The 25167-nt window shown below is 66.8% G+C and carries 19 protein-coding genes; 8 read left to right on the forward strand and 11 right to left on the reverse strand.

The features are described from left to right. Positions 1-24 precede the first annotated feature (24 nt). Positions 25-1275, reverse strand: coding sequence for a lytic murein transglycosylase (locus CSC70_RS01840; RefSeq protein ID WP_425501497.1), 1251 nt, complete (start codon positions 1273-1275; stop codon positions 25-27). Positions 1276-1395: 120 nt separating this feature from the next. Between CSC70_RS01840 and CSC70_RS01845 the strand changes: the two genes are divergently transcribed. From CSC70_RS01845 to CSC70_RS01875, 7 genes are all read left to right on the forward strand, one after another. Beyond that, positions 1396-1749 (forward strand): I78 family peptidase inhibitor, encoded by a 354-nt coding sequence (locus tag CSC70_RS01845; protein ID WP_162454925.1) that lies wholly within the window; start codon positions 1396-1398, stop codon positions 1747-1749. A gap of 221 nt (positions 1750-1970) precedes the next feature. Beyond that, complete coding sequence (gene gltB, locus CSC70_RS01850) at positions 1971-6431, forward strand: glutamate synthase large subunit (RefSeq protein ID WP_162454926.1); 4461 nt, start codon at positions 1971-1973, stop codon at positions 6429-6431. Positions 6432-6602: 171 nt separating this feature from the next. Continuing rightward, positions 6603-8075, forward strand: a complete 1473-nt coding sequence (locus CSC70_RS01855) for an FAD-dependent oxidoreductase (RefSeq protein WP_162454927.1) — start codon at positions 6603-6605, stop codon at positions 8073-8075. A gap of 74 nt (positions 8076-8149) precedes the next feature. Next, a complete protein-coding gene (locus CSC70_RS01860; RefSeq protein WP_162454928.1) occupies positions 8150-9037 on the forward strand; it encodes a methylglyoxal synthase in 888 nt (295 codons plus the stop codon). A gap of 25 nt (positions 9038-9062) precedes the next feature. Further along, positions 9063-9410, forward strand: coding sequence for a hypothetical protein (locus CSC70_RS01865; protein WP_162454929.1), 348 nt, complete (start codon positions 9063-9065; stop codon positions 9408-9410). A gap of 132 nt (positions 9411-9542) precedes the next feature. Continuing rightward, positions 9543-10100 carry a PadR family transcriptional regulator gene (locus tag CSC70_RS01870; RefSeq protein WP_211369390.1) on the forward strand — a complete coding sequence of 186 codons (558 nt, stop codon included), beginning with the start codon at positions 9543-9545 and terminating at the stop codon, positions 10098-10100. Between the two features lie 18 nt (positions 10101-10118). Next, positions 10119-10412 (forward strand): DUF3861 domain-containing protein, encoded by a 294-nt coding sequence (locus CSC70_RS01875; RefSeq protein WP_162454931.1) that lies wholly within the window; start codon positions 10119-10121, stop codon positions 10410-10412. A 7-nt stretch (positions 10413-10419) separates the two neighbouring features. Here CSC70_RS01875 and CSC70_RS01880 read toward each other — a convergent pair whose 3' ends face one another. The 4 genes from CSC70_RS01880 to CSC70_RS01895 all read right to left on the reverse strand — a co-directional run bounded on the left by CSC70_RS01880 (position 10420) and on the right by CSC70_RS01895 (position 13615). Then, the gene (locus CSC70_RS01880; protein WP_162454932.1) at positions 10420-11676 is read right to left on the reverse strand and encodes a TCR/Tet family MFS transporter; all 1257 of its coding nucleotides are present in this window, start codon (positions 11674-11676) and stop codon (positions 10420-10422) included. Positions 11677-11778: 102 nt separating this feature from the next. After that, entirely contained in the window at positions 11779-12180 is a 402-nt protein-coding gene (locus CSC70_RS01885; RefSeq protein WP_162454933.1) for a YchJ family protein, read from the reverse strand. 2 nt (positions 12181-12182) lie between these two features. Further along, positions 12183-12788, reverse strand: a complete 606-nt coding sequence (gene folE, locus CSC70_RS01890; RefSeq protein WP_162454934.1) for a GTP cyclohydrolase I FolE — start codon at positions 12786-12788, stop codon at positions 12183-12185. Positions 12789-12877: 89 nt separating this feature from the next. Continuing rightward, the gene (locus CSC70_RS01895; protein ID WP_162454935.1) at positions 12878-13615 is read right to left on the reverse strand and encodes an SDR family oxidoreductase; all 738 of its coding nucleotides are present in this window, start codon (positions 13613-13615) and stop codon (positions 12878-12880) included. 100 nt (positions 13616-13715) lie between these two features. Here CSC70_RS01895 and CSC70_RS01900 point away from each other — a divergent pair, with 100 nt between their 5' ends. Beyond that, on the forward strand, positions 13716-14606 hold the full coding sequence (locus tag CSC70_RS01900) for an AraC family transcriptional regulator (RefSeq protein WP_162454936.1): 891 nt from the start codon (positions 13716-13718) through the stop codon (positions 14604-14606). Between the two features lie 29 nt (positions 14607-14635). Here CSC70_RS01900 and CSC70_RS01905 read toward each other — a convergent pair whose 3' ends face one another. The 6 genes from CSC70_RS01905 to recC form a co-directional block, all read right to left on the reverse strand. Further along, on the reverse strand, positions 14636-15208 hold the full coding sequence (locus CSC70_RS01905; protein WP_162454937.1) for a 2'-5' RNA ligase family protein: 573 nt from the start codon (positions 15206-15208) through the stop codon (positions 14636-14638). Continuing rightward, positions 15205-15573: a hypothetical protein gene (locus CSC70_RS01910; RefSeq protein WP_211369391.1), complete on the reverse strand. Its 369-nt coding sequence runs from the start codon at positions 15571-15573 to the stop codon at positions 15205-15207. Before CSC70_RS01910 ends, CSC70_RS01905 begins: the two co-directional genes overlap by 4 nt. Next, a complete protein-coding gene (locus CSC70_RS01915; RefSeq protein ID WP_162454939.1) occupies positions 15549-16160 on the reverse strand; it encodes a hypothetical protein in 612 nt (203 codons plus the stop codon). The genes CSC70_RS01910 and CSC70_RS01915 overlap by 25 nt, the downstream gene beginning before the upstream one ends. A gap of 87 nt (positions 16161-16247) precedes the next feature. Next, positions 16248-18113: an exodeoxyribonuclease V subunit alpha gene (gene recD, locus CSC70_RS01920; protein ID WP_162454940.1), complete on the reverse strand. Its 1866-nt coding sequence runs from the start codon at positions 18111-18113 to the stop codon at positions 16248-16250. Then, positions 18110-21727, reverse strand: a complete 3618-nt coding sequence (locus tag CSC70_RS01925; RefSeq protein ID WP_162454941.1) for a UvrD-helicase domain-containing protein — start codon at positions 21725-21727, stop codon at positions 18110-18112. The genes recD and CSC70_RS01925 overlap by 4 nt, the downstream gene beginning before the upstream one ends. After that, positions 21724-25083: an exodeoxyribonuclease V subunit gamma gene (gene recC / locus CSC70_RS01930; RefSeq protein WP_162454942.1), complete on the reverse strand. Its 3360-nt coding sequence runs from the start codon at positions 25081-25083 to the stop codon at positions 21724-21726. The genes CSC70_RS01925 and recC overlap by 4 nt, the downstream gene beginning before the upstream one ends. Between the last annotated feature and the right edge of the window lie 84 nt (positions 25084-25167).

A 25167-nucleotide genomic window follows, 5' to 3' on the forward strand; every position in this document is an offset into this window, starting at 1 on the left:
TGTTAACCCGCCTGCGGTTCTGCTTCAGGGCACTGTCGTCGGCATGCCGTCCTTGCGCAGCGCTTCGAGAATCCTGCGTCCGGCGCGGCCGTCGGCCGGCTGCAGACCTAGGCGCTGCTGCTCGGCGACGATTGCGCGTCGGGTCAGGGTGCCGACCAGGCCATCGGCTTCGCCAATGTCGTGGCCACGCGCCAGCAGCAGCGTCTGCAATTCGATCCGCTCGTCGCGACCCAGGCCGGGGTCGTCGGTCGGCCATGGCGTCCGCAGCCCCGGCTCGCCACGCAGTCGGTCGGACAGCAGCGCGATGGCCAGCGCATAGCTTTCGGCGGCGTTGTAGGAATAGATGGCATCGTAATTGCGCAACACGAGGAACGCGGGCCCGGTCTTGCCGGCCGGCAGCAGGATGGCCGCACGCACATCGGACGGCACGATTGCGCTGCCGTCGATGCGGACCACGCCGCGCGCCACCCAGTCCGACAGCGGTCGGCGCTTTGTGCGACCGGCCAGCGAGGCATCGAATTCGGCCGGCAGCCTGACCTCGTAACCCCACGGCTCGCCGCTGCGCCAGCCGGCGCGCTTGAGGTAGTTCGCCGTGGATGCCAGCGCATCGGGAATGCTGTCGATCAGGTCGCGACGACCATCGCCGTCGCCGTCCACCGCGATCCGTGCGTAGGTCGACGGCATGAACTGGGTCTGGCCGAAGGCGCCGGCCCAGGAGCCGGTGATGCCGGAGTCGCGCAGGTCGCCCTGTTGCAGCAATTTCAAGGTGGCGAACAGTTCGCCTCGGAAGAACGATTGCCGGCGGCCGTAGCACGACAGCGTCGCCAGCGATTGCAGCAACGGGCGCTTGCCAGTGATGCGGCCGTAGTCGCTTTCCACGCCCCAGACCGCGGTCACCGTGGTCGCCGGCACGCCGTAGCGGCGTTCCACCTCGGCCAGGGTCGCGGCATGCTGCCGCAGCATGGCCTGGCCATCGACGACCCGGCGCGTATCGACCAGGCCGGCCAGATAATCCCAGATCGGGGTGGTGAACTCGGGCTGCGCGTTCAGCAGTTCCAGCACGCTCAGGTCCGGCGCGACGCCTTGCATCCAGGTGTCGAAGCTGTCGACACGCACGCCGGCCGTCGGCGCCGCGGCGCGCAGGCGGTCGCGGCAGGCATCGAAATCGGCATCGGCGGCGCGTGCCGACATGGCGACCACGGAGAGCAGCAGGCACAGGGCAATACCCAGCCGAGCGGAGAAACCTTGCGATTCGGGTGTTGATATCGATTGCATGTCCCGAAGTATTGTATGCGTGCCGGCGCGGAGGCCCCGCACGGTACACTTCGGAAATTAACGTTACGGCAAGGTCGCTTGCGCGATGCTTGCGCCATCGCCCTTGCGCCGGAGCCGCCGATGACCCGTTCCCTGTTCGCTTGCTGCCTGCTCGGCCTGGCCGCCTGCTCCGCTCCGGTCCCCGACGAGCAGGAACGCGCGCTGGTCGCTGCCGAACAACGCGCCGAAGCCGACGCGACGCTGCCGCCGGTCGCCGAACCGGTTGATGCCGCCAGTTGCGATGCGGTGCAGGCGCAATGGACGGTCGGCAAGACACTGACCGAAGCCGAGGTCGACCAAGCCCGGCAGGACGCCGGCGCACAGGTCGTGCGCACGCTCAAGCCCAACCAGCCGGTGACGATGGACTTCAATGCGGCCCGGCTGAACATCGAGCTCGACGAACAGGGCGCGGTGGTCTCGATCCGCTGCGGCTGAGCCGGGCAAACATCACCGCGCCTGCGGCATCTTCCGCAGGCGCAAAATCCGCGCGACAACGGTTGCCTTTGCAACCAACACGAGCCCTTGTTTTGCCATGTCCGCACGCGTGTTGCGGCATTGCACCAACTATGGTGTAGTCGGTCGTCCGGTGACGTCGTTTTTGCGCGCGGCCTGTGCGTGCGCGACGTCTCCGCTTGTCCGTTTCGAGGTGAATGAGAATGGCCCCCCGCAATCGCCACGGGCTCTACGACCCCAGCGACGAACGCGATGCCTGCGGCTTCGGCATGATCGCGCAACTGGACGACCAACCGTCGCGTGCGCTGGTCGATACCGCGATCGCCGCGCTGTCGCGCATGACCCATCGCGGTGGCGTGGCGGCCGACGGACTGACCGGCGACGGCTGCGGCCTGCTGATCCGCAAGCCCGAACCCTTCCTGCGTGCACTGGCCGAGGAGGCCGGTATCGCGGTCGGCGACTGCTTCGCCGCGGGTCTGGTGTTCCTGCCACATGATGAAGCACTGGCGGCGCAGTGCCGGCAGCGCCTGCAAGCCGAGCTGGACACGGTCGGCGTGACGGTCACCGGCTGGCGGGTGCCGCCTACCGACGACTCGGTCTGCGGCCAGCTGGCTAGGGACACCCTGCCGCACATCGAGCAGGTGTTCGTCGATGCCGGCGCGGAGCACGACGACGACGCCTTCAACCTGGCCCTGTTCCTCGCCCGCCGCCGCAGCGAGCAGGCGCTGCGCGAACTGGCCGCGGACTATTACGTGGTCACCCTGTCGCCGCATGCGATCGGCTACAAGGGCATGGTGCTGCCGGACAAGCTGGCATTGTTCTACCCGGACCTGCAACGTAGCGACCTGGCCAGCAGCGCGATCGTGTTCCACCAGCGCTTCTCCACCAACACGTTGCCGCGCTGGCCGCTGGCGCATCCGTTCCGGCTGATGGCGCACAACGGCGAGATCAACACCATCGAGGGCAACCGCCGCTGGGCGCAGGCGCGCAGCAAGGTGTGGAAGACGCCGAAGTTCGACATTGCCGAATTCGATCCGATCATCTCCATGCACGGCTCGGACTCGCAGAGCCTGGACAACATGCTGGAACTGCTGGTCGCCGGCGGCATGGAACTGATCCAGGCGTTGCGTATCCTGGTGCCGCCTGCCACCCAGTCGCTGGAGTTCAAGGATTCCGACCTCGCCGCCTTCTACGAGTTCTACGGCCTCAACACCGAGCCGTGGGACGGACCGGCCGGGATCGTGTCGATGGACGCGCGCTACGCGGCCTGCATGCTTGACCGCAACGGCTTGCGCCCGGCGCGCTGGCTGCTGACCGCCGACCGCCACTTCATCGTCGCCAGCGAAGCCGGAGTGTGGGAGCTGCCGGCCGAGCGCGTGGTGCGCAAGGGCAAGCTCGGTCCCGGTGAGATGATGGCCATCGACCTCAAGCGCGGCGACCTGCTGGATTCGGAAGCAATCGACCGCGTCAACCGCGGCCGCGCGCCGTACAAGCAATGGCTGCAACAGGGCGTGACCTGGCTGCAGACCGAGCTGATCGACCCGTCTCTGGTCGAGGAGCCATTCGACGACAAGACCCTGCGCAGCTACCACAAGCTGTACCAGCTGAGCGTGGAGGAAGTGGAACAGGTGCTGCGGCCACTGGCCGAAACCGAGCAGGAAGCCACCGGCTCGATGGGCGACGACACCCCGATGGCGGTGCTCAGCCGGCAGACCCGGCCGCTGTACGACTATTTCCGCCAGGCCTTCGCCCAGGTCACCAATCCACCGATCGACCCGTTGCGCGAAGACTGCGTGATGTCGCTGTCGACCCAGCTGGGCAAGGAAACCAACATCTTCCATGCCGGCGCGGAGACGGTGAACCACGTCATCCTCAATTCGCCGGTGCTGAGCCAGCGCAAGCTGCGCCAGCTGCTGAAAATGCCGCAGTACGACGGCGACAGCAACCGTCTGATCGACCTGTCCTACACGCCGGAAGAGGGGCTGGAAGCCGGCCTGAAGCGGATCTGCCGCGAGGCCGAACAGGCCGCGCGCGATGGCGCGGTGATGCTGTTGCTGTCCGACCGCTACCCGCAGCCGGGTCGGCCGATGGCGCACGCGTTGATGGCTACCGGCGCGGTCCACCACCACCTGTGCGACGTCGGTCTGCGTTGCGAGGTCAACCTGATCATCGAGACCGGCACCGCACGCGACGCACACCACATCGCCTGCCTGCTCGGCTTCGGCGCCACTGCGGTGTATCCGTACCTGGCCTACCAAACCCTGTTCGATCTCGGCCGCCGCGGCATCCTAAGCCTGAAGAAGGCCGGCGAGCAGACCCAGATCGGGCGCAGCTACCGCAAGGGCATCTACAAGGGCCTGTCCAAGATCATCTCCAAGATGGGCATCGCCACCATCGCCAGCTATCGCGGCGCGCAGCTGTTCGAAATCGTCGGCCTGGACCCGGACGTGGTCGGGCTATGCTTCCGCGACACCCCGGCGCGCGTGGGCGGTGTGAACCTGGCCCGTCTGGATACCGAGGCGCGCGAACTGGAAGCGCGCGCCTGGAACGACCTGCGCAAACCCGAGGTCGGCGGCCTGCTCAAGTACGTGCACGGCGGCGAATACCACATGTACAACCCGGACGTGGTGATGTCGCTGCAACGTGCCGCCCGCAGCGGCGACCCGGCCGACTGGCAAGCCTATGCCGACACCGTCCATTCGCGGCCACCGTCGGCACTGCGCGACCTGCTGCAATTGAAGAAGGCCGATACCCCGACCCCGCTGGACGAAGTGGCCCCGGCCGCCGACGTGCTGCGCCGCTTCGACACCGCCGCGATCAGTCTGGGCGCGTTGTCGCCGGAAGCGCACGAAGCGCTGGCGATCGCCATGAACCGGCTCGGCGGACGCAGCAATTCCGGCGAGGGCGGCGAAGACCCGGCCCGCTACGGCACCGAGAAGCGCAGCAAGATCAAGCAGGTCGCCTCTGGTCGTTTCGGCGTCACCCCCGAATACCTGGTCAATGCCGAGGTGCTGCAGATCAAGGTCGCCCAGGGCGCCAAGCCCGGCGAAGGCGGTCAGCTGCCCGGGCACAAGGTCAACGACCTGATCGCACGCCTGCGTTACGCGCGTCCGGGCATCGGTTTGATCAGCCCGCCGCCGCACCACGACATCTATTCGATCGAAGACCTGGCCCAGCTGATCTATGACCTCAAGCAGGTCAATCCGCAGGCGATGGTCTCGGTCAAGCTGGTGTCGCATGCCGGCGTCGGCACGATCGCGGCCGGCGTGGTCAAGGCCGGCGCCGACCTGATCACCATCTCCGGCCACGACGGCGGCACCGGCGCCAGCCCGGTCAGTTCGATCCGCTACGCCGGCGTGCCGTGGGAACTGGGCGTGGCCGAAGCGCACCACGCTCTGGTCCGCAACCAGTTGCGCGAGCGCACCATCCTGCAAACCGACGGCGGCCTGAAGACCGGCCTTGATGTGGTCAAGGCCGCGCTGCTGGGCGCCGACAGCTTCGGTTTCGGCACCGGGCCGATGATCGTGCTGGGTTGCAAGTACCTGCGCATCTGCCACCTCAACAACTGCGCCACCGGCGTCGCCACCCAGGACGAACGCTTGCGCAGCGAACACTTCACCGGCCTGCCGGAACGGGTGGAGAACTACTTCCGCCTGCTGACCGGCGAAGTACGGCAATGGTTGTCGGTGCTGGGCGTGAAGACGCTGGATGAAATCGTCGGCCGCACCGACCTGCTGGAGCAGATCGAGGTCGCCCCGCGCGATGGCGTCAACGTCGACCTGTCGCGGCTGCTGGCCGGTGCCGGCAGCGACGCCAGCGGCTGCGCGGCGCAGCGCCTGTACGAATCGCCGGACAGCCTGGCCACCCAGCTCGACGGCCTGCTGGCCGGCGCCATCGCCGACAAGACCGGCGGCGAACATCGTTTCCTGATCCACAACACCGACCGCAGCATCGGCACCCGCCTGTCCGGCACCATCGCCCGCGCGCACGGCAACCAGGGCATGGCCGATGCGCCGCTGACCCTGCATTTCCGCGGCACCGCCGGGCAGAGCTTCGGCGCCTTCAACGCCGGCGGCCTGCAGCTGCAGCTGGAAGGCGAAGCCAACGACTACGTCGGCAAGGGCATGGCCGGCGGTCAGCTGGTGCTGCGGCCGCCGCGCGGGGCGCGATTCGATGCGCGCAACACGCCGATCCTCGGCAACACCTGCCTGTACGGCGCCACCGGCGGCGAATTGTTCGCGGCCGGCCGTGCCGGCGAGCGCTTCGCCGTGCGCAATTCCGGCGCACTGGCGGTGATCGAAGGCGCCGGCGACCACTGCTGCGAGTACATGACCGACGGCGTGGTTATGGTGCTGGGCCGTACCGGGCTGAACTTCGGCGCCGGCTTCACCGGCGGCCTGGCCTACGTGCTGGACTTGGATCGCGATTTCGTCGACCGCTACAACCACGAGTTGATCGACATCCACCGGATCAGCCCGGAAGGCTTCGAGAACTATCGCCAGCACATCCACCGGCTGATCCAGCGCCATCGCGAACTGACCGGCAGCATTTGGGCGCAGCAGATCCTCGACGAGTTCCGCGACTACATCGGCAAGTTCTGGCTGGTCAAACCCAAGGCCGCCAGCATCGAATCGCTGACCGAAGCATTGCGGCGGGCAGCGTAGGTGGAAAGGAGCGAGTGGAGAAGAGCGAGGAGCAAGAAACGAGGAACGAAGAGTGAGTGACGACAGCACTCTTCGTCCCCGCATCACCTCCTCTCACCACTCATTCCTCATCACTCGTTCCTCGCCTCTCGCTTCTCGTTCCTCGCCCCCCCCTCGCTACCCACCGATTCCATGAGCAAGAAAAGCGCCTTCCAGTTCCTTGACCTGCCCCGGCAGATGCCGCAGCGCATTCCGCTGGAGTTGCGTACTGCCGGCGACTGGGGCGAGCTGTATGGCAAGTTCGGGCTGGCCGATGCGCAGTACCAGGCCGGGCGCTGCCTTGATTGCGGCAATCCGTACTGCAGCTGGAAATGCCCAGTGCACAACGCCATCCCGCAGTGGCTGCAATTGGTACAGGAAAACCGCATCGCCGAAGCCGCCGCGCTATGCCATTCGACCAACCCGCTGCCGGAAGTCTGCGGCCGTGTATGCCCGCAGGATCGCCTGTGCGAAGGCAGCTGCACGCTGGAGGAATTCGGCGCGGTCACCATCGGCGCGGTCGAGAAGTACATCGTCGATGCGGCGCTGGAGTCCGGCTGGCGGCCGGACCTGAGCCAGGTCCAGGCCAGCGGCAAGCGGGTGGCGGTGGTCGGCGCCGGACCGGCCGGACTGGCCTGCGCCGACCGGCTGGCGCGCGCCGGCATCCACGCGGTGGTGTTCGACCGCTACGAGCAGATCGGCGGCCTGCTGCAGTTCGGTATTCCCAGCTTCAAGCTCGACAAGCGCGTCATCGACACGCGCCGCGAGGTGCTGGAAGGCATGGGTGTGGAATTCCGCCTCGGCGTCGAGGTCGGCGGCGATCTCGCCCTGTCTGAACTGCTGGAGGAATTCGACGCGGTATTCCTCGGCACCGGCGCCTATCGCTACACCGATGGCGGCCTGCCGGGACAGGAACTGAACGGCGTGCTGCCGGCGTTGCCGTTCCTGGTGCAGAACAGCCGCATCGTCTCCGGCAATGATCCCGCGCTGTCATCCATCGGGGGCCGGCCGATCGCCGGCTGGGAAGACAAGATCGCGCTGCCCGACCTGGACGGTCGCCGGGTCGTGGTGCTGGGCGGCGGCGACACCGGCATGGACTGCGTGCGCAGCGCGATCCGCCTGGGTGCGGCCAAGGTCACCTGCGCCTATCGCCGCGACGAGGCCAACATGCCGGGCTCGGCGCGCGAGGTCGCCAACGCCCGCGAGGAAGGCGTGCGCTTCCTGTTCAACCGCCAGCCGCTGGCGATCGAGGGCGATGCCGACGGCAACGTCCGCGGCGTGCAGGTGGTGGAAACCCGGCTCGGCGATCCGGACGAGCGCGGCCGCCAGCGCGCGGTGCCGATCGAAGGTAGCGAATCGCTGCTGGAGGCCGATGTGGTCATCATCGCCTTCGGCTTCTCGCCGAGCGTGCCGGACTGGTTAACGGAACTGGGCGTGGAAGGCACGCCGAACGGGCGCATCGTCGCCGCAGCTTGCGACGACGGCAGCGGCCGGCTGCCGTACCAGACCACGAATCCGAAACTGTTCGCCGGCGGCGACTGCGTCCGCGGCGCCGACCTGGTGGTCACCGCGGTCGCCGAAGGCCGCGACGCCGCCGCCAGCATCGCCGACATGCTGCTGGCATAACGCAGTCGCGCAGTCGGCGGACCGGAGCCCGCCCTACGCTAGACTCCCCGTTCCTCCATTGCTCCGTTCGCGACATGCGCCTAGGCCTGGCCGCCAACCGCTTGCACCATCAGGACGAGAACGCCGCGCTGTTCCGCTGGCTGCGTGCCTGCGAGCCGGGTATCCGTGAACTGGGCCTGGGCCTGCATGCGGTTGGCCGCACCTTCGACGCCATCGCCGCTGCCGGCATGCTGCGTGGGTTCGCGCCGCTGAAGCGTTATCCCTACGGCCGCGAAGGCGGGCTGATGAAGCTGGTCGCCGAAGTCGTCGGGCTGGACGGCGAACAGCGCACGCTGGACGGCGCCATCTACCTGATCGATCCGGTCGATCCTTCATCGATCTTCCCCGAGGCGGTGGCGCTGAAACGGCAATGCGTCATCCACGGCAAGCCGTTCCTGTCCACCGAGGCCTCGACGCGTGACTGGATCGAGATCGAGCGCATGCACGCTGGCCTGGCGCCCGACCCCGGCGCCGACGTCTTTTATGCCTTCGAATCGCAGACCCTGGCGCTGATCGCCCACGATGCACGCAAGGCGACGATGATCGAATTCGTCGACCGTCATTTCGATGCGCTGTCGCGTTTCGCGCGCCGGGTCGGCACCGGCACCACCGGCCAGCGCCTGAACGAGCTTGCATGGAGCCGCGGCTGGCCACAGGACACGCCATGGGTCCATCGCTGCAACAGCGGTCCGCTCGGCGGCGATGCGCAGATCGCCGATCTGGTGCTCGAGGGCCGCTGCCAGCGCGCGGTGTTCTTCGAGGACCCGCACGTGGCGCGCCAGCATGAGGCCGACATCCAACTGCTGGAGCGCGCGGTGACCACGGTGACCGACCGCGCGGTGTGCATCACCTCGCCGGCGGTAGCCGAACGCTGGCTGACGGCGGTGGCTTTGCGCGCCGCGGTACGGCCGACGCACGGCTAGAATGCGCCGGCAAGGAGGATTCGCCATGCGTACACGATTGCTACCGATGGCCCTGTTGGCGCTGGCCGCTTCCGCTTCGGCGCAGCAACCGGCCAAGACGCCGAGCCGTTCGCTGTATGCGGTCAATTCGGCCGCCATCGCCAGCGCCATGACCTATTGCATGACCAAGCACGGCCCGCTGCGCACCGGATCACCCGGCGCCGACTGCTTCGCCCGTGCGCGCAACGTGCTGGCCGAGTACGGCTTGCATAAAGTCGCCGACGGCATCGACGGCAGTTGCCGCGACCCGGCCACCTTCAATACCTGCCTGACCCCGCAGATCGGCCGGCTGGTCTACGCGCTGAACGCCGAATTCGCCAAGCGCGAGCTGTAAGCGCCAGGCGGGGCTCCGTTCCCCCGGCTGTCGATTCCTGAACCGATCCCCGCCGGGGAAGGATCAGGTCTTGCCATGAGCACAATCAAGATATATCTTGATCGTATCTTGAATATTACGGAACCTTCTTTAATGTCTCCTTTTTCCTCCCGTCACGGCCATCCTCGCGGCGGTCGCCATGGCCGCGGCTTCGCCGACATGCCCTCCGGTCGCCCGCCGGGCGCGCGCCGTGGACGCATGTTCGACCAGACCCAGTTCAGGCTGCTGGTCCTGCACGTCCTGGACCAGCAGCCCTGCCACGGCTACGAGCTGATCCGCACCATCGGTGAGCTGGCCGGCGGCGACTACAGCCCCAGCCCCGGCGCCATCTACCCGACCCTGAGCCTGCTGGAAGAGCTGGGCCTGGCCACCGCCGACCCGATGCAGGACGGGCGCCGCCAGTTCCACATCAGCGCCGCCGGCAAGGCTCATCTTCAACAGCACCAGGCCGAATTGCAGGTCTTGCTGCAGCGCCTGTCCGAGCATGGATGCCACGCCCGCGCGCGACGCTCACCGGAGATCCAGCGCGCCATGGAAAACCTCAAGACCGCCTTGCGTCTGCGCTATGCCGACTCTGCGCCGGATGCGGCTGCGATGCAGCGCATCGCCGAGGCGCTGGACCGTGCCGCCAGCGAGATCGCCCAAGCCTGACCCGCACACAGGTACATCATGAAACAGCACCGCTATCGCATCACCGTCGAACATCTGGCCACCGCCAAGGGCGAGCCCTCACCGTATCCGGCGCCGTTGCAATTCGAGGTCGGCAACCACGACGACCTGTTCAAGATTGTCGACATCCTGCGCCAGCGCGAATTGTTTCCTGCCACGGCGACGGCCGATGCCTTCGCCATCGGTCTCAAGCTGTTCGGCGAGGTGATGCTGGAGAACCGCGATCACCCGTTATTCGCCGAACTGCGGCCACAATTCGTGGCCTTCATGAAGAAGCTCAAACGCGGGCCGTAGTTTCCGTTCAGCGGCCCTGTACCGGCTGCGCCGGCGCGGCCGGTGCCTGCGCGAAACGCCAAGCCACCGCCAGTGCCAGCGCCAACAGCACTGCCGCGATCAGGAACGGCACGCCGGGCAGGTGCAGCGGGTTCTTTTCATCGACGAAATAGCCGAACGAACCGGCAAACGTCACCGGCCCGACGATGCCCGCTACCGACACCAGGCTGGTCAACGCACCCTGCACGCGCCCCTGAACTTCCGCGCCGACCTGGCGGGTAATCAGCGATTGCGTGGCCGGTGCCGCCAGCGCCCACAGCGCGCTGATCGGCAGGCCGAGCAGGAACATCCAGCCCTTGGCCGCCAGACCGAAGGCGGCAAAACCGACCACGCCGCACGCCAGACCCAGCAGCAACGTGCGCCGTTCGCCCAGCGCGCGCGTCATCCGGCCGACCAGCAATGCGTTGACGATCACCCCAAGCACGCCGACCACGCCCAGCACATAGCCGACTTCCTTCTCGCCCCAGCCGTATCGATAGTCGGCGAACAGCACGAACACGCTGGGATAGACGTAGTGCGCCAGGTTGGCCAGGAACACCACCGCCGCCAGGCCGAACACCTGCGGATAGCTGGCCAGCAGCTGCAGCGAACCGACCGGATTGGCGTGCGACCAGTCGAAGCGCAGGCTGCGCTTCTCCTTCGGATGCGACTCCGGCAGCACGAACCAGCCGTACAGGAAGTTGGCCAGCGACAGGCAGGCCGCTACCCAGAACGGCAGCCGCGGGTCGATATCGCCCAACACCCCGCCCAGCACCGGGCCGACGATGAAGCCCAGCCCGAACGCGGCGCCGATCATGCCGAAGCCGCGCGCGCGGTTCTCGGCCGTGGTCACGTCGGCGATGTAGGCATTGGCGGTAGTGAAGCTGGCCGAGGTCATCGCCGAGATCATCCGGCCGAGGAACAGCCAGACCAACGTCGGCGCCAGCGCCATGAACACGAAGTCCAACCCCAGCCCCAGGCACGACAGCAGAATCACCGGGCGCCGGCCGTAGCGGTCCGACAGCGCGCCCTGGATCGGCGAGGCGACGAACTGGATCAGCGAAAACATGCTGCCGAACAGCACCACCCAGTACGCGGCGGTGGAGGTGCTGCCACCGGCCAACTCCTTCACCAGGTGCGGCAGCACCGGGATGATCACGCCGAACGACAACATGTCGATCAGCACGGTGACGAAGATGAAGGCCAGGGCGGCCGGACGGGCGGAACGGGGCGCGGTGGAGCTCATGCCGGACACGTCTTGCGGAAACGGTCGCGCATTATGCGTGCTGCCGCGTCGGGAAGGGAGCCGAAACCGGAATGCCGGTAACGGAATGTCGCCGGTGGCGTCTTACTCCCCGGGGAGTTCCGCCGCGTCCAGGTAGTACCAACGCCCGCCTTGGCGGACGAAGCGGCTGCGTTCGTGCATGCGCCGCGCCGATCCGCCACCGATCCGGTAGCGGGCGGTGAATTCCACTTCAGCCGTATCCTCGCCGGTGCCGCGATGCGAGTGCACGCGCAATCCTAGCCAGACCAGCCGGCCATCAGCCTGATCTGGCGCATCCAGCGTCTCTGGCCGGGTATCCGGATGCCAGCTGGCGCGCAGGTAGTCCATGTCGCCGAGCGCGTAGGCGCTGTAGCGGGAACGCATCAGCGCCTCGGCATCAGGTGCCGGCTCGCCGGCGTGCCAGCGACCGCAGCAGGCCGCATAGGCGACGCCGCTGCCGCAGGGACAGGCGGTTGTGGCAGCCATGCTCAACGCTTGTGGTTGCCAACCTCGATGAAACGCAGGAACTCGGCACGGGTGCGCGCGTCGTCGCGGAACGCGCCGAGCATCTTCGAGGTCACCATGCTGACACCGCGCTTGTGGATGCCACGGGTGGTCATGCATTCGTGCGCGCCTTCCACCACCACGCCCACGCCCAGCGGATGCAGCACGTCCTGGATGCACTGGGCGATCTGCGCGGTCATCTTCTCCTGCACCTGGAAGCGGCGGGCATAGGCTTCCACCACCCGCGCCAGCTTGCTGATACCGACCACCTTGCCGGCCGGCAGGTAGCCCACGTGCACCTTGCCGATGATCGGCGCCATGTGGTGCTCGCAGTGGCTTTCGTATTCGATGTCGCGCAGCACGATCAACTCGTCGTAACCGGCCACTTCCTCGAAGGTACGCGCCAGATACTCGCGCGGGTCCTCGCGATAGCCGCTGAACCAGTCGCCGTAGGCCTCGACCACCCGCCGCGGGGTGTCCAGCAGGCCTTCGCGCGACGGGTCCTCGCCGGCCCAGCGCAGCAGCGTGCGGACCGCCTCTTCGGCCTGGTTCTGGCTGACGCCAGCGTCATCGTGGTCGGAACCGGTCATCGTGCGTACTCCAGCAAACAGCGGACGCGCATGGTACCGCGTCCGCGCGACCGCCCGCATCGCACCGACCGCGAAGGCCCGCCCGGGCGTCAGCGCTCTCCCGCCAACGCCTGCGCATCGGCGCCCGCGGCAAACCGCAACCGCGCGGACGCATCATTCGCCGCCGCGAACACCGCTTCGGCCACGTCGTCCGGGCGTGTCGTTGCGGTCACTTGCGCAAGCCCCGCGAACGCCTTGTCGGCGAACGGCGCATTCGCTTCGGTGATCAGCCCCTGCATGCGTGCCGCGCCGTTCTCGGCGAAACGGGTATCTGGGCAGTAGCCGGGTTCGACCAGCTTCGCGTGCACGCCGAACTCGGCCAGCTCCAGCGCCAGCGATCCGGTGAAACCTTCGATCGCCGCCTTGCTGGCGGTATAGGCCGCAACCAGCGGAAACGGCGCCAGCGTCGCGCTCGAGGTGACGTTGACGATGACGCCGCTTCCGCGCGTGCGGAAGCGCGGAACGATCGCCCGGCACATCGCCATCGTGCCGAAGGTATTGGTCTCGAAGATCTCGCGCACGGTCGCCACCGGCGTGGCTTCGAACGCGCCGAACAGACCCAGGCCGGCGTTGTTGACCAGCACGTCGATCGGGCCGGCGGCGTCCAGCGCGCGGTCGATGGACGTGGCATCGGTCACGTCCAGTGGCAGGACGTGGACAGCGGTCGGGAACAGGTCGCTGCGCGGACGGCGCATCGTGGCGACGACACGCCAGCCGCGGGCATGGAAATGGTCGACGCTGGCGCGGCCATAGCCGGACGAACAGCCGGTAATCAGTACAGTTTTCATGGTGGCTCCTGAGAGGGGTTTGACTCGGGAGCCAGCTTCGGTCACGCTGTCCGGATGATCGATACTCTAATATCCATATTTGTTTAGTGATAGTCCGAAAATGAGCGATCCGCTATCCCAGATCGTCTCCCTGCTGCGCCCGCGTGCGGTGTTCGCCAACGTCATCAGCGGCAAGGGCGACTGGGCCGTGCGTTACCGCGAATACGGCCGCCCCGGTTTCTGCATCGTCCTGGAGGGCCATTGCCAACTGGCCGTCGATGGCCATGCCGCATTCGCCATCGCCGCCGGCGACTTCGTCCTGCTGCCGACCACGCCGGCCTTCACTCTGCACAGCGAGCGGCCGATCCGGCCCGTCCTGCTGGATCCCGACGCGCTGCCCAGCGACGGCAGCGAAGTGCGCTACGGCGAGCCCGGCGGCTCGCCGGACATGCGTTCGCTCGGCGGCGCCTTCCTGTTCGATCGCCCCGATCCGTCGTTGCTGGTCTCGCTGCTGCCGGCGGTGGTGCATGTGCGCGGCTCCGTGCGCCTGTCGCAATTGGTGGCGATGGTCGCCGAGGAAACGATCCACCCGCGCGCGGGCAGCGAAGCCGCGTTGGCGCGCCTGGTCGAACTGTTGCTGATCGAGGCGATGCGTTCGAGCACAGCCGAAAGCGCGCCGCCGGGACTGCTGAAAGGGCTGGGCGACGAACGGCTCGCGGTCGCGCTCACGCTGATGCACGCGCGGATCGAGCATCCATGGACGGTCGCGCAACTGGCGAAGGCCGCCGCGCTGTCGCGTTCGGGTTTCTTCGAACGCTTCACCCGCACCGTCGGCGTCGCGCCGATGGAGTACCTGCTTGCCTGGCGCATGGAGATCGCCAAGGACATGCTGCGACAAGGCGAACTGCGCACGGCGGATATCGCCGAACGCGTCGGCTACGGCTCAAGCAGCGCCTTCTGCGCCGCGTTCTCACGACACGTGGGTGTGGCACCGAGCCGGTTTGTAAAATAGGCGCATTCTTGCTCTAACTATCAACATCATTAATTATTGATTGCCGCCATGAAAGAAGAACGAAACGCACTGCCAACTTTCCCTGATGCTATTAACCTTTGAATGGCATTTTCATCACCAACAACATCATCTCTAGGAAAAAGCTCAATTTGTTTAGCCGTGTATGGAACGACTGAGTATCTATCACACAGCAATTCAATTTTATGCTTGTTTGTTCTAAAAAAATCATGAGCCTTTTTGACTTTATTTATATCAGGCCCATCATATAATGTTATATGTGGGTTGAACCCATATTTTTCTATTGGGTAATCGGGCTTGTTCCAAACGCGGCGCAGGATTTCGTTTGTCACTTGTAAATACAGTGCAGAACCATTTTTTGTATGAAAAATTCCTGGGTTGGCAATCAGGAGCTGTGTTCCTGCCAAAGTTTTTGCAATTTGCTCTATACACGCCGCTGTTGGCCTTTCTGGAAGCGGGCCCTGAATAGTTAAATGTGGCGGTTGTTGCCATCTTCGCCCATTTAGGGCCTCCACAAGAAAATCCAGTACGCCAACAACGTACGGATCGTCAAAAACAATGAATACAAAATGTGATGACATCATATGACCAAATATTTTGCTAGGCCTTCAAATTCTCTCCTTTCAAATAACATGTGAAAAAATTTTGCCACTGCATCTGCATGCTCTCTTGCCATATTCATAACTTCTGGCGTGAGTTCCACCTCATCGCCCCTCGTGTCTTTTAAATTCAAAAACCACTCATAGTTGTCGAGCAGCTGAGAAAAGTCTTCGCCCATCTGATGACATCCAGCAGCATCTATTGCTTTTGCTAATCGCTCGAATGGAGTCATTTTCACATAAGGCATAAAATGTTCTGCTTTAGCTGGTTTAAGCTGAAGCAAAAGTGCAACTGTGGAAAATACAGTACTTAATCTACTAAACCTCAAATTAAGGTTTTTTTGCGCCACTTTTTGTTTTGATCACTTCTTGTGTCCTCATAATTAAGACACAGTGTCCTCCAGTATCTAAGCAAGTCATTTAATAAAAACAATGGGCGATAATCTTTCTTTCCCTTATTGTCTCTAAAATAATTCTCCACAACCTTGGTAGTTAAGATTTCATATTTATCATCCCCAAATACAACCCTTCCCTCAAGAACCAGCAACATTCGTGCTGTAAATGAATTTTCAGTATCGTCTTTTGGTTTTCCAAGGTTATTTACAAGGTCATTTTCTGTGTATACCTTGAAAAATCGCATTGACTCATCGAACGCCGGTAATGATAGTTGATCGTTAATATCTGCTATTGCCCCCAATATCCTAACATTGCTTAATGGTGTGTAAGATTCCTCTCTACTCACAACAAAAATATCTAAGTCCGATTTGTTTCCTGCCTCTAAACGACCATAAGATCCTGCGGAAAAAATAGTCCCTCCGAAGGTTCTCACATGCTTGTCCTCTCGAAGCAGTGTTGTTAATTCATCCAGCTTCACTTTTGAATGTGCTCGCCTATCGCTAAGCCCCTTATGCTTACTAAGCAGTTCTAATGCTGACATTACGTCCTCCTAAAGCCTGTTGACTAGCGATCAGAAGAATTGACTGCATTAAACCCTAGCCTAATGCGAGCAAAGCTCTATTCCAAGTCAAAAGATGAGCTTCTTTCTCAACCTCCGCCCCAATCCCGACCAGCGATGGGCGTGCCGCGACAGCGCGTCGCGGAGGGTGCTTTCGCTGGCGGCTAGGTGCAGTTCGCGACGGGCGCGGGTCAGGCCGGTATAGACCAGCTCGCGGCTGAGCACGCGATTGCCGCGCGCGGGCAGCAACAGCCAGACGACATCGAATTCCGAACCCTGGGCCTTGTGCACGGTCATGGCGAAGGCCGACTCGTGCGCGGGCAGGGCGGCCGGATGGAAGACGCGCGGTTGTGCCGGGTCGTCGCCGGGAAACCAGGCGCGCAGCTCGCCATGTTCGTCACGCAGGCAGATGCCGGTGTCGCCGTTGAACAGGTGCTGGCGATAGTTGTTCTCAGTGACGACCAGCAACTGGCCGTGGAAATGCGCCGCGCCGCGCCGCGCCCCCGGGCCGGTCAACTCAGCTTCGATGCGGGCGTTCAACGCACGCGCGCCGTGCGGGCCTTCGCGCAGAGCGGTCAGGATGCGCAGTCGGTTCGCGCGTGCCAGCGCTTCGGCGGGATCGGCCGCGTCGGCCAGCGATTGCCAATGTTCCAGCAGGGCTGCACGCGCGACCTGCAGCGGGTCGGCAGTGTCTTCGTGGAAGTGCACGCCAGACAGTTCGCCGCCGCGCAGCAGCGACAGCGCGGCATCGGCTTCACCGGCGCGCACGGCCGTAGCCAGTGGCGCAAGCTGCAGCGATCCGTGCTGGCGCCAGCCACGTTGCAGATGGACGCGTCGGCCGGCAAAAGGCTGACCTTCGTCCGAACCTTCGGCACGACCTCGCCCGCCGGTAGAGCCTCCGTGCAACAGACGCCATGTTTCGGCGTCATCCGCCGACAGCGTCTCGCCATCGCCGGCGGCGGCGAGGATGGCGGCCAGCACATCGCCGGCTTCCACCGAAGGCAACTGATCGGGATCGCCGAGCAGCACCAGCCGCGTGCCGGTGGCGACCGCATCGGCCAGCTTGGCCATCAGCGGCAGGTCGATCATCGAAGCTTCATCCACCACCACCACATCGAACGGCAGCGGGTGGTCGGCGTGATGGCGGAAGCGCGGCGAATCCGGAATCGTGCCGAGCAGGCGATGCAGGGTAGTCCCGCTGCTCGGCAACGCCGCCAGCAGATCGACATCCAGACCGACCGCGGCCAGCGACTGCACGGCCTGGCGCACGCTTTCGGCCATGCGCTCGGCGGCGCGGCCGGTAGGTGCGGCCAGGGCAATCCGCGGCGGCGCGCAACCGGCGAGCTTTGCCTGCGCAATCAGCAGTGCCAGCAGGCGCGTGGTGGTGGTGGTCTTGCCGGTCCCGGGACCGCCGGTGACCAGCAGCAGGGCGTGCTGCAGCGACAACGCCGCGGCGCGGGCCTGGCGATCGTCTTCCCCGTCCGCCTGCGGGAACAGCTGCGCGAACAACGGCGCCAGCGCGGCGATGTCGCCACCATCGGGACGATAGGCGGCGATGCGTTGCAGGTCGGAGGCAAGCGCACGTTCGTATTCGCGGTAGCGGCGCAGGTAGAGCAGATCCCGTTCCAGTACCAGCGGCACGTGTGAATCGGCGGCGGCGACGCTCTCCGGCGCGGCGACCCAGCGTGAGGCGGCGAGCTGTACGGCCCAGTCGGCCGGCGCGGGCCAGTCGATCGCGGCATCGGTCCCGAGCAAAGCCTGCGGCTGCGCCAGCGGCAACCCGGCATGGCCCTTGGCAACCGCCAGCGATGCCAGTGCGGCGGCGGCGAGGACGGTATCGGGCGTGCTCGGGTCCAGCCGGCGCAGGCTCTGCGCCAGTGCGTGATCCAGCGTGCGCAGGTGGCCGCTCTTGAACAGCGCGTCAAGCAGGCTCATGCGGCCGCCTCCTGTGTTGCGCCCGCGAACAGCACATCGAGCGCATGCACCAGCTCCGGCGCGAAGCGCTGTGCATGCACGCCGGGTGAGGGCTGTTTCGCCGGATCGAGGCCGCGGCAGAACAGGTAGCGGATGCCGCCGAAGTCGCGCGCGTAGTCGTATGCGGTGCCGAGGCGGAAACGCAGCCAGCGGTGTAGTGCCAGGGTGTAGATCAACGCTTGCAGGTCGTACTCGCTGTGCGCCATCGCCGCGGCCAGCGCCGGCGCGTCGTAGCGCGGCAAGCGGTTGGACTTGTAGTCCAGCACGTACCAGCGCCCATCGCGCACGTAGGTCAGGTCGATCTTGCCGGTCATCAGGCCTTCCAGCCGCGAACGCAGTCCGAAGCCCTGCCGCGCACGCACCAGTCCGTGCGCGTGCAGCAGCGCGAGTAGTTCGGACACCGCGGTCGGCTTCAGCGCGAAATGGAACTCGATTTCGGCGCGGCGTTCGCTTGCACCCAGCACATGCAACGCGCCACCTTCCGGCAGGGAGATGGTTAGCGTACGCCCCACCAGCGAGGCGAGCAGAGACTGGCCGTCGTGCAAGTCGTCCTGCGCATAGCCTTGCTTGCGCAGCGCATCGAGCAGGACGGCCTGCTCACCGGCCGGCGCGGCCTCGCCCGGTCGCCAGCCGGCCCAGGCGGCGAAGTCAGCGTTCTCCAGCGCGTCATGCAGCGCGTTGCCGAAGCGGCTGCCTGCGAAGCGTGGGTCGTGCGCTTCGATGACGGCATCGGCCGGCGCTTCGAACTCGTCGAGCGATTGCATGGCTTCGTCCGCGGCGGCGCCGTCGGCTTCGGTCGCCGCGGCCTCGGTGACGTGGCCGGCGTCGGCATGCGCAAGCTGGGTGAAGCTGTAGACCCACCAATCGGCCGCGACGGGACGAGTGGCGATACGCGCCGGCAGCACGGCGTGCTCGCGCTCCGGCAGCAACCGGGGCAGTTGCGACGGGGTGGGCGCGGTGTCGATGACGATGCCGGCGTTACTGTCGGCGAGTGCGGCGGCATCGCGCAGCATCGGCGCCAGCGGCGACTGCGCATGGTTGTAGAACGGGCCGGTGGCCAACCACAGCGCATCACGGGCGCGGGTCAGGCCGACGTAGAGCAGGCGCGCATCCTCGGCGCGTTGCGCCGCGAGCCACTGCGTGCGCGCTTCGTCCCAGCCCGATGCAGCGACCTGCAGCTTCCAGTGCAGCGCGCGTCCGCCGTCGCCGGTGACGACAACGCACTGGCCGGGGTCGGGCGGCTTGCCGCCGATGCCGGCATACGGCAGGAACACCAGCGGGTATTCCAGGCCCTTGCTCTTGTGCAGGGTGACGATCTGTACACGGCAGGCGTCGGATTCCAGCCGTAACTGTCGTGTGTCGTCATCCTCACCGCTGCCCGCGCCAGCGATGGCGTTCGCCAGCCAATCCACGAGTCCGCTCAGGCCGAGCGAACGCGCATCGGCTTCCTGCAAGTTCTCGGCCAGTTGCAGATAGTTGGTCAGGCGACGCTCGCCGTCGAACAGGCCGAGCAGGCGCGGCGCGTGCTCGGCGCACAGGTCGTTGACCAGCGCCAGCGGGCCGCCGCGCTGCAGGCGCTCGCGCCAGTCCTGCACGCGCAGATGCCAGTGACGCATCGCGTCGCCGTCGGTGTCGAGCGCGGCGATGCCGGCCGCGTCCACGCCCAGCAGCACGGTGGATAGTGCGGTACGCAGGTGGCCATCGTCCGCGCCCTGTGCCAGCATGCGCAGCAATGCATGCAGTTCGCGCGCCTCCGGCGTGGCGAACAGGCTGAGCTTGCCGGTGGCGACGGCAGCAATGCCGACTTCCGCCAGCGCCTGGCGGATGCGGGTGGCGTCGCGGTGCGTGCGCACCAGCACGGCGATGTCGCCGGGCTGCACGGGGCTGCCGTCGATGCTCGCCTTGCCGGCGCGCGCATCGGTCAACACGCGATGGATCGCGGCGACGCAGGCGACTGTGGCGAGTTCGCGCGAGGCACTCGCGTTCCATGGCTTCACCTTGCCGGCCGTGTCGGGTGGCGGCTGCGGCGTCTGCCACAGCGTCAGCGCGGGGGCGGGCGCGCCATCGTGCAGGTAATCGTGGTCGCTGCGGGTGCCGCCGGGCTGCACCTGGTGGAAACGGATGCGTTCGTCGACGAACGCCGTGTCGCCGGCTTGTGCGTACAGCGCCTCGATGGCGCGCAACAGCGACGGGCGCGAACGGAAGTTGTGCGACAGCGGCGGCGCGGCGACGGCCGTGTCCCTGGCCGCAAGATAGGTTTCGACATCGCCGCCGCGGAAGCCGTAGATGGCCTGCTTGGGGTCGCCAATGACGAACAGCGCCGGGGCGTCGCTGGCCACGCCGAACACGCGATCGAAGATGCGCCACTGCCGCGGATCGGTGTCCTGGAACTCGTCCACCAGCGCGATTCGGTACTGCTCGCGCAGGCGCCGTGCCAGCAGGTCGGCGTGCGGCCCGTCGAGCGCGTCGGCGACCCCGTCGATCAGGTCGTCGTAGCTCTGCACGCGCAACTGCCGCTTGCGTAGCGCCAGACGCGCACGGGCGTCGTCGCGCAGGCGGTGCAGCAGGGCGATGCGGCGGGCTTCGCGATAGGCCTCGACGCCGGCCTGTGCCTGCAGGTAGTCGTCCACGGCATCGCACAGCGGCGAATCCGGGGTGCGGCCGGTGCCATCCTTGTTGGTCCTCAGCCGCAGCATTTCGCGCCGCAGCTGCGGCAGCTTTTCGTGCGCGAACGGCGCATCGGGGTCGCCTGCCGCGGCCCAGTCGCCCAGCGCATCGAACAGCACGACGATCCAGTCGGCCTTGTAGCTGCCGGCATGCAGCACCTTGTCATTCACTGCGGCGAGCAAGGCATCGCGGAAGTCCCGTCCGTGGACGTGGAACGCCGCCGCCAGCGCTTCGCCGGCAGCATGCAGCGCGGACGCCGGATCGGGCGGCAAGGTTCCCGCGAACGCTGGCTGCAGGCGGTCTTCGCGCAGCAGCGGTGAAAGGTCGGCGGCCAGCGCGTTGGGACCGCCCTTCCATAGCGCCAGCAGGTCGTCGGCCGCTTCGTCCGCGGCGCCTTGCGCGCGCCACAGGTCGGCGGCAATCTGCTGCCGCAGCGGCGCATCATTGGCCAGCAGCTCCGGCGCCCCGAAGCCGTGCCCGCTTTCCAGCGCATGCTCGCGCAGCACCCGCGCGCAGAAACCGTGGATGGTAAACACCGACGCCAGGTCGATATCCTCGGCCGCCACGCGCAGGCGGCGACGCAGGGCATCGCGCGACTCGCCGCTGCGCGCGACATGGGCATCGAGGATGGCGCGTGTCAACGCCGCTTCCGGCGTCTCCTGGCCAGCTGCCGCATCGGCCAGCGACACGGCCAGCAGCAGGCGGGCGCGGATGCGCGCGCGCAATTCCTGGGTGGCTGCCTCGGTGAAGGTCACCGCCAGGATATGCTCGATGCGCAGGCCGCGCTCGACCACCAATCGCACGACCAGGGTGGCGAGGGCGAAGGTCTTGCCGGTGCCGGCCGAGGCTTCGATCGCCTGCACGCCGTCGAGCGGCAGCTCGAGGCAGGCGTCGCGCGCGACGTTCATGCGGCGTCCTCCTCATCGACGGCAGCCGCCAGCGCGCGCAGGGCGGCTTCATCGGTGCCTGCGTAGGCCTCTCCGCGAGTGACGGCCAGATAGATCGCCATCGACAGATCCACGAAACGTAGCCGCAGCGTCTCGTCCTTGAACAGATCGCGGCCGCGCAGCGCCAGCCGCAGCGCTTCGTCTTCGCTTTCGCGCCAGCCGTGCTCACTGCCGAACCATTTTTTTGCGGCACGCGTCAGGCCCTTCTCCATATCCGGCGCCGCATTAAAGAAGTCCCAGCCGCTGTAGGGCGCGAACGGCAGTGGCTCGCGCAGGCCTTCGGTGCGCAATGCAAGCAGACGGCGCAACACCCCACGCGCCTGCTCCGCCTCCAGCGGTTCGCGCAGGTGCGGGCCGACCCCGGCCGCACCGCCATCGTGGAACTGCGCCAGCGGAAGCCCGACCCCGGCCGCGCTGGCAAGCAGCCAATCCAGTCCGTCGCGGATCGCGCTGTTGCCGTTCGGCGCGCCGATTCGCACGCGGGCAAGCCCGTGCGGATGCAGGTCGGCCAGGGTCCCGTGCAACGTCAGGCCATCCAGATCGATCTCGATACGGCGGCGCTCGGGTGCGGCATCGCGCCGCCAGTCGGCGAACGCGCGCGCATACGGCGGCGTCTCGGCGCGCAACGCCGCCAGCGTGCGCCGGCCCAGCGGACCGGAGGGTAGCAGGCCACGGGCACGCAGGACGGCGTACGTGGCCGCATCGCCATCGCCGCGCAGCACGGCCTGAAACACGGCCGCCTGCACCTCGCTGCGCGCACGTCCGCGGCCCGGCATCAGCAGGGGCTCGACGTCCTCGCCGGCATCGCCGATCTCGTCCAGCCGCAGACCCAGCCGCTGCCGCAGGAACTGCGCGGCGGGCGCGACGAGGAAACGGCGCAAGGCATCGATCGACAGCGACGGCGCCTGTTCGTCCGCCGCCGGCATCGCGCCGCCGGCGAACCACGGCGGCAGCGGCGTACGCGTTGCCGCCATATGGTCCGCGGCGGGATGCCACTGTTTGCGGTAGCTGAAACGTCGCGGCTCGTCGTCGCCGCCGAACGCGGCCGGTGCGAACGGCTGCAGCGGATGCTGCACGACGATGGCCTGCGCCGTGGCGGCCGGATCGGCGTGCTGCCGCGCCGCGGCGTCGATCAGTTCGCTGACCAGCACCGACGGTTCGCGCAAGCTGCCATCGCGTGGGTCGGCGCCGAGATAGCTCAGATAGAACACGTCCTGCGCGGCGGCGAACAGCTGCAGGAACAGGAAGCGATCGTCCTCGCGCAGCGAACGGTCACCGTGCCGGCGGCGCGCGGTGCCGAGTTCCGCGGTGAGCTTGCTGAGGCCGGCGGCGGGATCGCGGCGCGGATAGTCGCCGTCGTTCATGCCGAGCACGCAGATCACGCGGAATGGCAGCAATCGCATCGGCACCATGCGGCCGAAGCTGATGCCGCCGGTCAGCAACGGCGCGCGGGTGTCGGCTTCGCCCAGCGCGGCGGCGAAATGCGCACGCACGACCTCGGCGGGAATGGTTTCGTCGTAGCCCGCCGTCTCCGCCTGCCTGGCGAAATCGTCGATCAGCGCGCGCAAACGGTCCAGCGCCCGTTGGCCGGCCGCTTGCAGTGGCGGCTTCGGCAGCAGCGCTGCCAGCAGGCCGAGCAGGCGTTCGCGCCACTGCGCGGGCGTGGCCGCCTCGCCCAGCACCTTCTGCTGGCGCGCCAGCACGCGCAAAAGACGGACCAGAGTGTCGAGCGCCTCGAGCGCGCTGCCTTCCAGCTGCGGCCATGGCGCGACGCCGGCGATGTCGGCGTCGCTGCCACTGGCATGGCCGAGCAGCAGGCGATCGAGCGCGAACTGCCAGGTGTAGGCATCGTCGTCGGGCGCGCCGTGTGCGGCGCGGTGCCCGGCCTCCAGACCCCAGCGCGCGCCGGCGGCCTGCAGCCAGGCGTGCAGGCGCTCGAACGCGGGCGCGTCGAGGCCGGCAGCTTCGGCAATCGGCGCACTGGCGAGCAGATCGAGAGTCTCGTTCAGGCCGAAGCGCGACACCGGCAGGTCGAGCAGGCGCACGAACACGTCGGCCAGCGGTTCGCCGGCCAGCGGGCTGGTATCGGCCAGCGAATACGGCAGGCGGTCGCCGTCGCCGGGCGCGCCGAACACCGCCTCCAGATAGGGCACGTAGGGGTCGATGTCCGGCGCCAGCACCGCGATCTCGCGCGGCTGCAGCGGCGGCTCGAAGCGCGGATCCTCGAGCAGGCCGCGCAGCTGGTCGTGCAGCACCTGCAGTTCGCGCAGGCGGGTGTGGCAGGCGTGCATCTGCAGGCTGGGATCGTCGCGGCGCAAGGCCGGCAGGCGCTCCACCGGTTCGGCACGGCGATGGAACAGGTCCGACTGCAGCCGTCGCAACAGGCTGCCGTGCAGGGGACCGCCGCCCTCGCCCGGATCGGCGTCGCCACGCACATCCAGCGCCGGATGCACCAGTTCGTAGCCGCCGATCACCGCCATGAAGTCGCGGCCGGCGGCGCCCCAGGCCTGCAGCAGGCGGTTGTCGGTGGCAGCGTCGTCGGCATTCGTTCCCGCGCGCTGGCGCTGTAGGTCGCCCCAGTAGTCCTTCACCGGCGACGGCACGTAGAAATGCAGCGTGCCCACCCGTGCCTGGGTGGCCAGCACGCGCAGCACGTCGGGCGAGACGTTGAGTGTGGCGAAGGCGAACAACCGCGGCGGCAGTCCTTGCGGCAATGGCTGGCCGATGGCCTCGAAGCGGTCGAGATACTGCTGGATACGGCGCGCGCGATAGCCGCGGCCGGCGGCAACCTGGCGCCAGAGGATCGCCTGCGGGTCGTCGGGGTCGGCGCCGCCTTCCCAGCGCAACAGCCAGTCACGACGCCAGGCCTGGTACTTCTCGAACACCCCGGCCAGTTCGCCGGCCAGCGACCACGGCTTGAGCGGATCGCCGCCGGCCAGCCAGACGGCGATCTGCGCCAGCGCCGGCCGCGCAAGCACGACCGGATCGGTCAGCGCCGCATACAGCCGCCAGCGCAGGGTCTCGGCGCCGAGTTCGTCGCCTTCGTTCGGGCCCGTCAGTCCGACGTTGGCCTTCAGCGCCCGGGCGACGAATTCGCCGGGGGTCAGGAATTCCAGGTTCGCAGCCACGCCGTGGCGCTCGGCCAGGGTCGCCTGCAGCCAGCGTCGCATCGCCGCCTGCGGGATCAGCACCGTGTCCGGCGCCAGCAGCGGCACGCCCGCGACCGGCGTGGCCAACTCGGTGGCCAGCAAGCCGGCCAGCACATCCAGCGCATTGGAGTGATAGAGGCGGAAATCGGGCGCGGCGGCGGCATTCATGTGCCGGACCATTGTGCCGGAGCACGGTCGCGGCAGCCGAGACGTAGCGGGTCCGGCGCACGGTGCCGGATCGATGCAGGCGGG

It is taken from the genome of Pseudoxanthomonas kalamensis DSM 18571 (assembly GCF_010211745.1).
Classification (GTDB): Bacteria; Pseudomonadota; Gammaproteobacteria; order Xanthomonadales; family Xanthomonadaceae; genus Pseudoxanthomonas_A; species Pseudoxanthomonas_A kalamensis.